This is a genomic window from Candidatus Dependentiae bacterium, from assembly GCA_013821315.1.
Classification (GTDB): Bacteria; Babelota; Babeliae; order Babelales; family Babelaceae; genus JACDHA01.
Map to the genome: position 1 here is coordinate 100,887 of JACDHA010000001.1, position 14,579 is coordinate 115,465.

12 protein-coding genes are annotated in these 14,579 nt (G+C 36.4%); 1 reads left to right on the forward strand and 11 read right to left on the reverse strand.

Features of this window, described 5'->3' with window-relative positions; translation table 11 throughout:
* Positions 1–15: 15 nt before the first annotated feature.
* From H0X48_00525 to H0X48_00575, 11 genes are all read right to left on the reverse strand, one after another.
* The gene (locus H0X48_00525) at positions 16–1,101 is read right to left on the reverse strand and encodes a DNA replication/repair protein RecF (GenBank protein ID MBA3953792.1); all 1,086 of its coding nucleotides are present in this window, start codon (positions 1,099–1,101) and stop codon (positions 16–18) included.
* A 216-nt stretch (positions 1,102–1,317) separates the two neighbouring features.
* A complete protein-coding gene (gene dnaN, locus H0X48_00530; protein ID MBA3953793.1) occupies positions 1,318–2,439 on the reverse strand; it encodes a DNA polymerase III subunit beta in 1,122 nt (373 codons plus the stop codon).
* Between the two features lie 104 nt (positions 2,440–2,543).
* Positions 2,544–3,326 carry a site-specific integrase gene (locus H0X48_00535; GenBank protein MBA3953794.1) on the reverse strand — a complete coding sequence of 261 codons (783 nt, stop codon included), beginning with the start codon at positions 3,324–3,326 and terminating at the stop codon, positions 2,544–2,546.
* A 138-nt stretch (positions 3,327–3,464) separates the two neighbouring features.
* Entirely contained in the window at positions 3,465–4,883 is a 1,419-nt protein-coding gene (locus tag H0X48_00540) for a proline--tRNA ligase (GenBank protein MBA3953795.1), read from the reverse strand.
* A gap of 74 nt (positions 4,884–4,957) precedes the next feature.
* On the reverse strand, positions 4,958–6,442 hold the full coding sequence (locus H0X48_00545; protein ID MBA3953796.1) for a serine/threonine protein phosphatase: 1,485 nt from the start codon (positions 6,440–6,442) through the stop codon (positions 4,958–4,960).
* Positions 6,443–6,519: 77 nt separating this feature from the next.
* The gene (locus H0X48_00550) at positions 6,520–8,403 is read right to left on the reverse strand and encodes a hypothetical protein (protein MBA3953797.1); all 1,884 of its coding nucleotides are present in this window, start codon (positions 8,401–8,403) and stop codon (positions 6,520–6,522) included.
* Positions 8,404–8,516: 113 nt separating this feature from the next.
* Positions 8,517–9,086, reverse strand: coding sequence for a D-alanyl-D-alanine carboxypeptidase family protein (locus tag H0X48_00555; GenBank protein MBA3953798.1), 570 nt, complete (start codon positions 9,084–9,086; stop codon positions 8,517–8,519).
* Between the two features lie 87 nt (positions 9,087–9,173).
* Entirely contained in the window at positions 9,174–9,872 is a 699-nt protein-coding gene (locus tag H0X48_00560; protein ID MBA3953799.1) for an ankyrin repeat domain-containing protein, read from the reverse strand.
* Between the two features lie 53 nt (positions 9,873–9,925).
* Positions 9,926–10,573, reverse strand: a complete 648-nt coding sequence (locus H0X48_00565; GenBank protein ID MBA3953800.1) for an ankyrin repeat domain-containing protein — start codon at positions 10,571–10,573, stop codon at positions 9,926–9,928.
* Between the two features lie 35 nt (positions 10,574–10,608).
* Entirely contained in the window at positions 10,609–11,322 is a 714-nt protein-coding gene (locus tag H0X48_00570; protein MBA3953801.1) for an ankyrin repeat domain-containing protein, read from the reverse strand.
* A gap of 464 nt (positions 11,323–11,786) precedes the next feature.
* Positions 11,787–12,686, reverse strand: a complete 900-nt coding sequence (locus tag H0X48_00575) for an ankyrin repeat domain-containing protein (protein MBA3953802.1) — start codon at positions 12,684–12,686, stop codon at positions 11,787–11,789.
* A 290-nt stretch (positions 12,687–12,976) separates the two neighbouring features.
* On the opposite strand from H0X48_00575, the gene H0X48_00580 reads away from it, so the two are divergent.
* On the forward strand, positions 12,977–14,579 hold a 1,603-nt coding region (locus tag H0X48_00580; GenBank protein MBA3953803.1), incomplete at its 3' end, for an ankyrin repeat domain-containing protein.

The following is a 14,579-nucleotide window of genomic DNA, read 5'->3' on the forward strand; positions in this document are numbered from 1 at the left end:
CGGCAATTGCTTATCTTAAAGCTCATTATGCGTAGCATTATATTTAGAAAGTTCTTGTTCAAGAAAACTGTGACGTACAGGGGAGGTTATAACAGTTTGTGCTGCTAGGGGAATAAGAAGTTCAAGAAGTGCGGCTGCTTTAGTCGTATCCAGATCGGTCATAAAATCATCTATAAGAAAAACAACTGAGTTGTGAGCCCGTTGATTAAGCATAGTAACTTGAGCAAGTTTAAGTAAAAATACAATAAGCTTTTGTTGTCCTCGAGAAGCATAAATGCGGGATGATTTTTGTTGAAACTCAATAGTAAAATCATCTAGATGGGCTCCAAAAAGAGTTCGTTTTTGATAGAGTTCGCGTTCTAAAAGAGCAGGGTAATAAAAAACAAAATCGGCACCGGATTTTTGCGTAGTAATAGTGTAAGGCCGTGCATATTCATATACCAACTTTATACTATATTCAGCACCTAGAACTGGACCACTTAAACTAAGAGCTTGAGTTTCAAGTGTATGTAATAATTCAATACGTTTATTTTGTAAAATACGTGAAAGATGCCAGAGCTGCTCAGTCCAAAGCAGATAAGATTCATGATCGCCTTTATAATGAGCAAGTAAAGCGTTACGATTATCAAGAACTTGTTTGTATTTACGGAGTATTAAGGCGTAAGCAGGGTCAAGGAGCGTAAGAAATTGATCTAAAAAAGTTCTACGCAAGTTGGGTGACCCTTTAACGAGCATAAGATCTTCTTCTGTCATAGTAATAGCTTTATAAAGGCCATATAATTCTTTAAAGGAGCTTACTGTTTTTTGGTTAATTTTTACTGTGCGGCGATTATGTGCAAAAGATACAGAAAGCATATCAAGAGATACAGCATCTGATGCTATGGTTATAGTGGCATTAAAACCAGTTGATCCCAATTGAGCCATTTCTTTTGGTACTGAGGTTTTAAACGATTTAAGATAACAAGCATAATGGAGTGCTTCTAGTACCGATGTTTTGCCTGCTCCATTGGATCCTGTAAGGAGTACTACAGAGCTATTAAAATCAATGTGTAGGGAGCTAAAACAACGAAAATGCTTAAGGTCTACTGAAAGGATACGCACAAATCTCTCACTCTTTACTCTCTAACTAGCTTATATACTTTAGTATACCATAAAAACAGAAACTAATATATAAGGGACCTGGGTCCCTTGTGATCCCTAAAGGACTTAAAAAGAGTTTAATACAAAAGCCAGATCATTATGATCTGGCTTTTAATCTTATGGGGGATATAAAGGGGCGTGCCCCTTTAAGTCTTAACTCTTACTGGTTGCTTAGCGTTAACCTAAGGTAGGCGATACAGGCATAACTAAGTAGGTCATACGAAATTCGTTTGTATGAGACTCAAAGATAATGGGACTGGTGCCATTTTTAAGATAAAAAGTAATATCACTGTCAGAAAACTCTTGAATGCCACTGAGCAAATAAGGGGCATAAAACCGTATGTCGATACCATGCTCGTGCGGGCTTTGTACAGGTAGCTGCTCGTCTAGAGTGCCCACTTCTTTGTTTTGCAGTGATACACGTACATGTTCTTGAGCAAATGAAAATTTAGTTGCTATAAATTGCCCAGAAAGCAAACAGGTTGAGCGACGTAACGTTTTAATAAACCGAGATCGCTCTATAGTAGCTGGTAAAAATGCTGTTTTATCTAAAATAGCCCGATACTGAGGAAATTGATCTGCAAGGAGCTTGGTGAAAAAATTAAAAAGTTCACCAGAGAAGACGAGTTGATTGCCGCAGACACCTAAAAAAAGTGTAGCGTCTTGTGACGTTTCTAAAATCTTTTTAAGTTCAAATATAGCACGTCGAGGTAGCAGCCAATGGCGTGCCTCTTGTAATACTGTATTTTGAGTGTTAACTTGCGCAAGACAATGGCCGTCGGTCGCTGTCATAGTTAAACCTACAGGGCCTATTTCTAGAAGTAGGCCATTAAGAGCAGGATTAGCATTATTCTGAGGTATCAAGAAAGCTACATTATCAAGCAGCGTACGCATAAGCGGCGCATCAAGATGCATAAGGTTTTCAATGCGTTCAGGAAAGGGCGGAAATTCTTGAGCATCTTTTATATTAAGTGCTAAATTAACTGCACCAGCGCGTAAAGATATTTGGCTTTGAGTAAGTTCACAATCAATATGACCTTCAAGCTCTTTTACTACTTCAAAAATACGTTTACCTGATACTAAAAAAGAACAGCTTTCAACTAAGTTGCTTTCTTCAAGAGTACAGCTTGTTTGTAAACTAATTTCTAAATCGGTGCTTTTAAGCACTAATTCTTTATGACTTACTTGAAAGAGTATTGAGCTTGTAGCATCTAAAGCCGTACGCTTAGAACATATAGGCTGCATAGAAGACAACAGGCCTAACAATAATTTTTGATCAACAATAAATTTTTTATCCATGGATTACTACACTAATAATGGTGTGAAAATTAAGGCATTAGATAAGTAAGTATATCATAAGCCACTAAAAGAGTGAATGAGACTCACTGCGTATAGCAAGAATATTAAGATCGTGGATGTTTTTTATAGAGTTCTTTAATATCATCATCAAGCAATTGAGTAAAGCTTTCAGGAAGAGGTCTTTTTTTAGTGCCTTCTTCTAACATGTTTTTGACAAGTACCCAAGCTGCTTGACGTGAAAAAGGCTTAATTTTACCTCCCGATTGGAGTGCAAAAAGATATTCTGATACAAAAGGTATTTTTTGTAAATACACTTCAAGAGCGCTAAAAAACGCAGGCGAGAGATCTATGGTTTTACTACCTGTTTTGGGGCAAGCATACTGTAGTGTATATGTTTTAGGGCACAGGTTGTTTTTTTTCAAAAGTACTAACTTATTGATAGTTAAAGAAGTATACGAAAGCAGGTAAAGTAAAGTAAAATTGCGCAGTTCTCTATACGGTAATTCCTGATACTCTTCAAAGCTTTTGTTTTTGTATGTATGTAATATAGTTTGTACTGTTTCAGGAGAACAAAGAAAAGGTACATTTTTATCCGTTGGTACTACAAAGCTTAAGTCTGGTAGATTACACTTACTATGTAAATAGGTACACAATAACTTTAAGACACAAAACTTACGTACTGCTGTAGCAGTGCCTAACTGTCTGGTGTGAAGTAAGCTAAAATAGTCATTTAGCAGGCTAGCAGTGATTTCTATAAGTTTACAGTTTTTATACTCAAGATACTCTATAAACTCAGCCAAATCTTTTTTATAAGAACGGTAACTTTGCTCTGATAATTTTGTATGCTCGATCAAAAATGTTTCAAATCCTACTAATACATTGTCCATAAGCAACCAATAATTTTAATAAGCCCAAGAGTTAACTAATTAACTAATCTATTTTATAAGGGGCTCGCCCCTTATGATCCCTAATACTCTCTAGAGCTACTAGAAGTAGCATAGCTACTTCTAGTACTGTACTGTAAGTTAATATGCTTTTGCAACTAATATATCGTTAGCACTTTCTTTGTCGCAATTAAAACAGGTAGGAAATAAGTTTTCATCAAGCACGCAGCGTATAGTTGCTTTTGCCTCTTTAATAAGATTTTCACACTCAATGCTACCGCACCAGCCTGTTTGATAAAAGCCACCTTTGGATTCTAAATCTTTTTCAAAATCAACCAGTTTGGCTTTTTTAAACCAAAGAGTTTCACGATACAAAAGAGCTCGTTCAAATAATTGCTCATGAAAGCGTTTAAGCCGCTCAGCTATTTTAGTTTGAATGTCAAAGAGATCCACTATATCTTTAGTGCCCAGCAAGCGATCAACTATAACTACCTGGTTTTTTTCCAGATCTCGTGGCCCAATTTCTATGCGTAAAGGAACGCCCTTGAGCTCCCATTTGTAGAATTTAGCCCCTGGTGTTGTATGCTCTTCATCATCTACTATTACACGTGTTGTAGCTTTAAGGTCAAGAGCAAGTTGATGAGCAGCATTTAATACACGGTCTTTAGAATCTGCGCGTAATATAGGTATAATCACCACTTGAACAGGTGCTATCTTTGGTGGCAATATAAGACCTTTTTCATCACCGTGTACCATTACTACTGCGCCTATCAAACGTGTAGTGGCACCCCAGCTTGTTAAATATGGGTATGCTGTAACGCCTTCACGATTTTGAAACGTCATGTCAAATGATTTAGCAAAACTTTGGGATATCATGTGAGACGTACCCATCTGTAATGCACGACCATCCTGCATAAGACCTTCAACTGTTAAAGTAATATCAGCGCCAGCAAAACGTTCGCTGTCTGGTTTACGTGCAGGTACTATAGGAATAGCTAAGTAAGTTTCTATTAAGTCACGATATTGCTCAAGCATGAGCTCTACTTCTGCTTTAGCTTCTTCGTATGTTTCATGTGCAGTGTGGCCTTCTTGCCACTGAAATTCAGTTGTACGTAAAAAAGGACGCGTACGCATTTCCCAACGAACTACGTTTGCCCATTGGTTGATTTTAATAGGCAAATCCCGCCATGATTTAAGCCAACGCGCAAACATGTAGTGTATGATAGTTTCTGAGGTAGGGCGTACTACCAAAGGCTCTTCAAGTTCTTTGCCTCCTGCAAACGTTACCACTGCAACTTCAGGCGCAAAGCCTTCAACGTGTTGTGCTTCGCGTTTTAAAAACGATTCAGGTATTAATAACGGAAAGAGTGCGTTTTGATGACCTGTATCTTTTATTTTTTTATCCAGTATATCTTTAATATTTTCCCACAGAGCGTAGCCATAGGGTCTGATAACAATGCAACCACGTACAGGAGATTGGTCTGCAAGTTCAGCAGCATAGACGACTTCATTGTACCATTCGCCAAAGTGCGTTTTGATATTAGGTAATTTAGTACTCATAACGTAAGAGCTTTCTTGTAGAAAAAGTTTTTATATTATTTTAGTATACTCTATTTAACTAAAAGCGAAACTTATTAAAGACCGGTATAATGCATTGTTAAATCCCATTGGTCAAAGGTATCAGCAGTTTTTAATATGCCAAAGGCATCATAGCTAAATCCTGGATAGTCACCGTTAGGAGTACCATAACCTGTTTCCGGAGAGACTAAAAAAGTACAGACAATACCGTCCCACAGTTTCATATTCTGCGTTGTAGTATCGCGCCATAGTTTGCCAACGCCTCTATCTTCTGGATGCAGGCCGTAGCGGTCAAGAATAAGCTCCATAAGCGGTTGCCAGCAATGATTATGTTGGTGGCCTCTGAAAATGCCTCGTAAAGTGTGGGTTTTGCCAGAGCCATTGTTAAGAACTTGGCCTGTTGCTTGTTTGCCAAAATTATAAATATTGGGACCTCTGGTTAACGATGGCTCTATAGTGCCTTGTGGGTCAACTATAAAGTCATTCCACAAAAATCCTATATCCTGATATGATTTTGTTTGAAGAAGCATAGTGTCTTTAAAAGATACTTTATCTAAGAGCTTTTGATCAAGAAGGCTACTTTGGCTTATGCGGTTAAGATCGGTTAATCGTTGATACTTTTCAGTTTCTACTGTAGCTAAGAGTTTGCGTGGATTATAACCTATTTCTATTCCTCCATGGCAGCATTGAATAAAATCATGAGTACCGTTAGTGGGGTTGCCGGATCCTAGATACAATGCTAAAGGCATAAAGTCGTACATTTTCGATAGATAGAGCATAAGAGTTTGTAGCTCTAAATCTGTATGGCGAGAACTGAACTTGCGCTGGAACTCAGAGAAAAATCCGTGAGTTATATTAAGAGCTGGATCTTCGTGGTTGCCTCGTATTAGATGCACTTGTAATGGATTGGCAATCTTAAGGCACATGAGAGTGTATAGTACCTCAAGGCCATACAGTCCTCTATCTACATAGTCTCCTAAAAAGAGCATATAAAAATCTGGGCGTATAATTTTAAAACCGTTATTTGAATCAAAATAGCCTTGAGTTTGTAAATAGGCTAGGTAATCGTTAAGAGAATGAATATCGCCATGTAAATCACCATGTAATGCTATAGTTGAGCCTGAAGGAACAATTAGTTTTTGTACATAAGGTGCAAAACCGTGTCTATCAATGTTAAAAAAATAACTGTCTGATTGGCAAAGAGTAGCGTTGTTTAACCATGCACGTGGATTGCTTAAAGAGCTTTGCTTGATAACCTGCACAAACTGAATAAATGTTGAAACTAATGATGGTAGATCACTAGCATATTTGTCTTTTGCGAGAGTGTTGTTTGTGATAAGTTCTTTATAAGTAGGTAATTCTTTGCATTTATTAAACCAAAGCTTGAATGGCTCAAGCTCGTGTGCACCCTGTTGAGTAATACTCAGTTGTGTCTTAAAGGGAATAGTAAGGGTATCTTTTTGGGTACTAGAGTCTTTGTCGTTATCCATACTAGATAGATTAAAAGCAATACTTAAGAGACATAAAAACATAAGATTCATATAAAAGCCTTTCTTGTAATTATAAAAGGATAGTATACCATTTTTTTATAGTATTAAATCTTTATAGGTATACAAGTTTAATTATTTATTAGAAGAGCTTTTTTGGCAATAAGCTTTTCAATTACGTCTAGAATGGCTTTATGTTGTTGCTCAAAAATAAACTGTGTAAGCCCGCTGAGTTTATCAGTTTCTTGTGGTTTATAGTTGAAATTAGGTGTAGAAGTATAGGTTACTTTTAAGGGATCAAATGTTGGATCATAAGCATTATTTTTAATTGCTGGCATATATATAATAGTAGGTACCCCCGCAGTAGTACTTGAAAATACACTTAATGGTTTGCGAGCTATATCTTTGTAGCTTGGTATAGCTGGAAAGGGTAGTCCAAGGGCCTTAGCGCGTACTTCGGCTGCTTTCAAAGCTGGTGCTCCTTCAAGGTCGCCTGAACTGTCAAGTATAATAATAAGGTCTACTGCTCGCTTAGGTGCTAGTAAAGGTAAAATAGCTATATTGAGGCGTTCTCCAGTAACGAGTTGATCGTAGCCGCCGTCAACTAAGGGTAGAAGTGTATTCTCCTGTTGAGGTATAAAATTAAATACTTTAGCTGCGCCTAAGCGAGCAGTTGTAAGAGATACAGTTCTGCTTGTGCCTAACGCAATACTCGCACCTGAGCGAACAACTGCTGAAAATTTCTTTTCTAGGAGCTCTGCTTGTTGTGCATCTTTAGATAGTTGTATAAGTTCTTTAGCTAATTGAGGATTTATGAGTTTTAATAGGCCACAGTCATGTATGATAAGTTGTAAAAAAACACGAATAACGGTTGTAAAGTCAAAAGCAAAAGCAGATCCCCAAGTACCCATTAGATAGCCTAGTGTTTGTTGCGGTTGCTGTTGTAAGGCGATATTTTTCACTGTAGAAGAGCTCGGTAGACGTGACAAAGCAGATGGCACTAAGACTGAAAACCCATTAGAAAACTTTCTGCCAAACGACCAGGTAGGGATAAATGCTTTTTCTTGATCACTGCCTATTTCAAAAGGACTAAATTCAAACCAAACGTTTGATTTACCAGGTGTACCTAAAACAGCAGTTGAAAGAGGCAGAGGATAGGCTCCTGTTTCTACTTTAGGCACAAGAGCAGAAAGTGTAGCAAATTGTTTTTGGCTGACCACGTTCTGAAGTAATGTATTGGCCAGTAAAGCACCATAAAAATCGGTAAGTCCTATATGCTCACTATAGAGGTTTTTACGTAGTATGAGTCCCACTAATTGTTTTATGCTTTCTTTATCTGTTGGTAAATATTTAGGTATCGCTTTATTTATTTTAGTTTTTAAGCTATCTAAGTAACTGGCAACTGATTGTCCGGATAAAATCCACGGGTTTATTGCCCAAGTAGAACCTGAAAGACCCGTTATATAGGTAGTTGCATCAAGCAACCCGGTTTTTTCAGCACCTTTGAGGCCTCCAAGGGTTTCTATCATTGCTCGGTAACCACCGCCACTAAAGGCAAATGCTATGCGTGGTACTTGTTTATCAGTTAAGGGCCGACCTACTAATTTTTCTAGGGCTGATTTGGTAATCTCTTTACGAGCTTGTAAATAATTGATTTCTGCTAATGGCAACGTAGTTTCTCTGCGTACGGATGCTTGTCTATCAGAAAAAGTATCTTTGCTCGTTACTTGTTGCAGTATTTCAACAATATCTTTGCGTGGCAGTAAATTAACACAAAAGTCACCTGCTGCTGTAGCGCTCGAAGAGACCGTTTCTTTTATTTTTCCTGGAATTTTACTTACTGTAATGCCCGCTTGGTATACTTTATCTTTAATAGTTTGAGCTGTATTACCAAGAGTAGTTACTATTTTTTGTTTGGTAGATACAGAAGCATTTTTACTTTCACCATATACAGATACGTTAAAAAGAAATAAAAGTAAGTGCCCAATGACATACAGTACGTTGTTTTTATTCATAAAATCCTGGCAGTTAGAACAATGTGTCTTAACTATAATCTTATGATATTTATTTTATATTTGTCAATAATATATTATTTAAAACAAAATAAAAACAAGGCGCTTAGCTGCTTTTAGTGAGGGTGCCATCGCAGGTGCCAAGGCTCATAAGTATACTCTGTTTGGGTTTTAGGATAACTAATTTTAAAGTTATACTTTGAGGAGTTCTTTTCAAGCCACGCAACATACTTAAGCTTGGGATCAGCTGAAAAATGGTAGTTGTTTTCGCTTGAAAGTATATCTACGGTAGTGCCTAGTTGATGCTCTGAATGTCCTGGTTTAGCTGAATAGGTATTTGCTTCTTGTTCTGCTTGTGCTTGTGTCCAGCTTGGGTGGCGTTGAAGTTCTTTAGTGGTCCAGCTTTTAAAAGTAGTTTGTTGTTGGATATAACTTCTGTAACCAGAAACTACTTTTAGTTTTAAGCCATCTTTGTCTGCAGCCTTTAACAGCCGTTGAAGATCAGGTAGTATTCTTTTTGATACGCTAATACCATTAAACTTAGTAATATCTTCTGGAATGTAGGTGCCTAAAGAAATTGTTTTGCTAACGGTATATAAAGAAGGATCAGGTAGAGAGTTTTTTAATGCTTGGTTGGTAACAGTTAGGTTTGTTATACATAAAAGTACTAGGGGTGGTATTTTCATACGAATCTCTTTTATAGAAAGAGCGCGCTACTGGTTGTTAGTACTGTATAAGAGAGTGATCTGCGCGCTTTATTATATTTTAATCAGTTATTTTAATTGCTTATAGATACTTAGATTTGCCTTAAGAAATTCCCATTTTAGTTTTTTGATTTTATTTTCAGCTGTATAGGTAATTTTATTTAAAGTCATGACCATGTTGCTTTCAACAGGAGTATGGTCATTGATGATTTTTGCAATATCTATATAACTTGTATCTTCTGTTGCCTCATATCTAATTTTAGCTAATTTTATATATTGTTGGGCCTGTTCTTGTGTAACGACAAGTCGATTTGCTTGGAGCAAATAGGTTACTATACGAGCCCATCCTAAGTGCACGGATTTGAGGAGTGTATTATGAGTAGGATTAGTAAGTGCTTCATGGGTAGTTTTTGGGTAGAGTTCTAACAAAACAATGAGCTCTGGCTTGTTATAAGTGGTTGCAATGTCAAGAGCTGTTTTATTTTCGTTGTTTTGTATGGCTGTATTGGCTCCATGCTCTAGTAATAGATTTATGAGTTCAGGATTACCATAAGCTATTGCGTTATGAAGAGGAGTGTTACCTAGTGCAGATTTTGTGTTGATATCTGCTCCTTTTTTTAAAAGCTCTTTGCATGCTTGAGTGTTAGATGAAGATACCTGTATGAGCAATTGTTTATTCAACTCAATTTTTTGAAGAATAGATTGCTGGTCCATGCCAAAAACTAGAGAACTTATAAGTGTAAGAAAGATAAAAACGCATTTTTTCATAGTGGTCCTTCGATGTATTACTATGTATAGTACTAAATTTATTGTTTAGTTTATCACGACAATATTATTGGTAATATCTTGTCTAAAGCAAGAGTAAGGGGGTGGCGGTTGATTTGGTACGACTTTATATTTTGCTTTATATTTTTGTACGCTTTGCTTCTTGTTTTTTTGTATTGAGCTTCAGCCATTTTTATATAAAGAGTAGCTTCTTTTTTTGACAAGTTAATGGCATTTGTTTCTGCTAATAAATATTCTACTATGTAAGGCCACCCAAAGTGTACTGCTTTAAGAAGAGTGTCTTGACTTGGTTGGGTAATGGCTTCATGCCTAACTTGAATATAAAGTTCTAAAAGTGTTACTAAGTTTTGTTTGTTATTTATAACAGCTTTATCTAAGGGTGTTTCGTTTTGGTGATTTTTTGCTAAGGGGTTTGCATTATATTCTAGCAAAAGATTTATGAGCTCAGGGGTGCCATGTTGAATTGCATTATGAAGAGGAGTATTTCCATTTTCCTCTGACTGGGTCTGTATATGCGCGCCTTTACTAAGTATTTCTTTAGTTTCTTCAACTAAGCCATAAGCTGTACTTTCTAAGAGCAGCATGTTGAGTTGGTTTATTTGAATGTTAAAGTTTATTTTCACGCCAAGGGTATCAGCGTATATAAAGAGAGAAAAGATAACCAGGCATTTTTTTATGTTCATAGTATATTCCCTTTTAGAAGTTACTTGTTCTTTTTTTAATGTATAGATTGACGAGCTTTGCTATTTCTCTTTTTGATAGCATTATTTTTAATACTTCTCTTAAGTTTTTTTAATTGTAGTGCAAGTTTTTGGGTATTTGTTTTTATTGCAGAGGCACTTTCATAGTGAGAAAGAGTGTATTCAAGTAGGTTTTCTTCTATAATTTGATACTCTTTATGGCCTGTTTTGTTATATCTGATTTTTGCGTATTGTATATACTGTGCAACGTGCTCATGAGGCAAAATAATACTATTATTTTTTAGTAAGTACTCTACAATGTTAGACCAGCCAAAATGTACTGCTGTAAGAAAAGTGTCTTCAGTAGGGTTATTTATCGTGTCTTTAAGAGTGTTGGGATAAGTATCGAGCGTAGCATAGAGTTCTGGCTGGTTAAGATCAAGAGCGTTCTCAAGAGAACTTTTGTTATCAGTGTTTCTAAGGTTAATATTGGCGCCATTTTCAAGTAACATATTTACAAGCTGGGGAGATTGTGCGCAAAGTGCATAGTGAAGTGGCGTATAGCCATTGAGTGGTGATTGTGTATTAACCTGAGCGCCTTTTTGTAAAAGGTCTCTCGCTTCTTCAATTAAACCGATAGAGCAAGTTGCTAGTAGTTGCTTGTTAAGTTGATCTTGCGTTGTGGATTGATCGTGCATTGCAAGAGAAAGTGAGCACAGAAGAGAAGATAAAGTAAAAAAATACTTTTTCATCGTATTTCCTCAATTGTTTATTAAAGGGTTTATATACTATTTACTATATTTAATTATAACTTGTAAATATTTTTTTACAACTCCTCGTCAAGTCTCCCCTTTTTTTGATGTTATATATACGCTGTTCTTAATAATGAGAATACACTAAATAAGAAAAAAAATACTTGATTTTTCTAATATTAGCGCCTTATGGAAGGTGCGTTTTGGTTTTTATTCTATTTTTTTGAGTAACTAGAGCTTTGGGGTGGTAATTAATAGGCTATCTAATATCGCCGTTTTGTTTCAAGTAAGCAATAATTGTGTCGCATGAGTATGGTTTCTATTCATACAAAAGAAGAGAGCAAAAGTTTACAAGTTAATGTAGAAACTTTTGCTTTTAATAGACGAGTGTAATTTTAAAGTTGGTGTTATCTGAAGCTACGCCCTATGAAGCGAGAAGCCTCCTCCTTTAGGTCGAGGAGATATCACAGCGTGTATTTAATAATAAGAGGTACTAAGTCTTGGGGTAACATGGCGTCTTTTTCTTTTGGACTTAGTTTTGGTAATACGCGGAGAGCTTGAGCATAATTTTTAAGTAGTCGACCTATGAGTTTATAGCGTATCTCGAGATCTTTTTTATAGCCAGTATATGCTAATTGGCCATACTCATTTATTTGTTGGGCTGTTTGGGACATTGTTTTTAAGATTTGTTTAGTTAAATAGAAGTAGCCATTTTCAATAACTGTTGTTAGTAGTTTTTCAGTTGGACACAGATGGGCTTGCATAAAAAATGGTGAATAATTATTTAACAAGTCTACGATAATGCGTTTGTTAGCTATATCTTCTGGGCTATTATGCACACTTGTATCTTCAGCTAATTGAACGGCTGTCTTACCTAAATAATCCTTAATAAATGGATTGGCGCCACCTTCATAAAGCAGAATTTTAACTTGTTCTTTAGCGCCACTACGACAAGCTTCGTGTAGCGGTGTTAAGCCTTTACCTTCAGGTTGGTGTACATTGGCTCCAGCAGCTAGGAGCGCTCGAGCTATTTGTGCTCTCTCTGTACTATCAGCAATGCATGTCATACACAGTGGTCCACGATTAACGTTATTGATTTTGTTGGGATTAGCTCCTGCATTGAGTAGAGCAAGTGCCACTTTCAGGCGGGTATGGGTACAGGCTAGCCAAAGGGCTGTTCGGCCATATTCATCAGAATAATCTTTATCGGCGCCACCTCTAAGTAATTGGTTAACTAGAGTTTCATCTCCTTTATAGGCAGCTTGCTTTAGTTGCTCTCCTAATTCTTGTAATTGTGCTGTTTGATGATTCATGCAGTGTAGTTGTGCAAATAAAGCACTAAAGAGTACTATATATTTTTTCATAAGAATATCCTTAGATTAAAAAACGATGCTTGTTATTAAAGCACTGCAAAGCTCAATGCTTTAGTATGGTGATTGGGTGTTCAAGACAATATAGTATAGCATGGGTAAAAGAAAAAATATTTTTGGTAGCTTGACTAGAAATTTTAGAAATAGTTAGATAATGCGCACTAATAGAAAAATATGCTGAGCGATTCTGGTGCTTAATTTTGACAAATACAAATTTTAATAGTATGTTAGATTAAATAAATTATAATACATATACTGCTATTTAAAAGAAAGAATATTTTTGCATGAAGAAAATCATTATAGCATTATTGCTTATGCCGCTTATGGTTATAGCTAATAAAGAAGAGTTAGATAAAGCTCTCCTAGAAGCATGTAAAAAAGGCAATATCAAGCAAGTTCAGCAATTGATCAAGCAAGGTGCAAGTGTTCAAGCAACAATGTCGCGTAATTCTCATACAACAATGAGCATAGCTATTGAAGGTGGTCATAGAGATGTTGTAGAGTTGCTTCTTGAGCATGGTGCTCAGGTTGATACTGCTGATTGCCGTAATAATACAGCGCTGCATAAAGCGGCTGAACATGGTAAAACTGATATTGTTAAATTGCTTCTTGCAAATGGTGCCAAAGTTGGTGAAGCAGGAATTTTTGGCTATACTCCTCTGCATAAAGCTGCTCAAAATGGTCATGCTGCTGTAGTTGAACTGCTACTTGAGCATAACGCATCTTTATTTCTGACTGATCATAAGGGAGTTACACCGTTTTGTTGGGCTGCTCGGAAAAATCGCCTTGCTATAATAAAAATATTTCTAAAATTCTTAAAAAAGAATGGCAGGAATGATGAAGAAACTATTATCGAGTATAATAATGCGCTTCATGAAGCTGTTAAAGCTGAAGCTGCTAAAAAGAATACTCCTTTGGTAAAGCTATTGATTGAAAATGGTGCTCAACCATCTGCTCATGATTTAAAGACTCCAGTTGTAAAGAACAATCATGCGCTTCTTAAACTGCTGATCAATACTCATGCTCATTTAGATAAGAGTGACCCTCAATCAAATCTATTTTTATCACCAGCTTTACATCAAGCTACAGAAAAAGGTAATCTAATTGCCGTTAATACTCTGCTTGATGCTGGAGCCGTTTTAGCTCCATCTAAAGAGGAAGTAGGGTACTATAAGCCAAATAGCTTGCTTGGAAAAGCTGTTTGTGGAGGATATATAGATTTAGTAAAACTATTTCTTAATAAGTCTGCTAATCAAAATAACTGTTCTACTTTTAGTGATATAATTCAAGTTCAAGAGGAGCCTTTACTGCATTGGGCTGTTGGCATTGGTAATGCTGGTATAGTTGAATTGCTTTTAAAAGCAGGAGTGAGTCCAGATGCTGTATATAGCCAACATTTAAGTTTAGGTGCCGGGTATTCACCAGTAACTTTGCCAGTTGCACCTATTCACATAGCTGCACTGTATGGGTATACAAAAATAGTACACATGCTCCTTAATGAAGGAGTTAATCCTTCAGCTGCTATTAAAATTGATAGCGAAGCTGTGAGGAACTTTCCTTATATTAGGTTTTATGAAGGTAAAACACCATTAGACTTAGCTCATAGGGGCCAAAAAGATGAGAGTGTGCAATTTTTAAAAGAGTATTTAGAGGTAGTAGAGCAAGTTGAAAATAACGCAACTAAAGAGCTTTTAGATCAGATGATTAATAAACCGTATGTAGCTCTGGTGTTGGCTCTATTAATATGTAAATTGCCTTTAAGACCAGAGGAAATTAAGCCCTATTTTAGTCTAGTGAAGAGAAAGTACGAAGATACAGGTGATGATAGTTATAAAGCTATTACAAGAATATTTAAAGAGGCTTATAAGGGAGCTTTAGTGTATACTC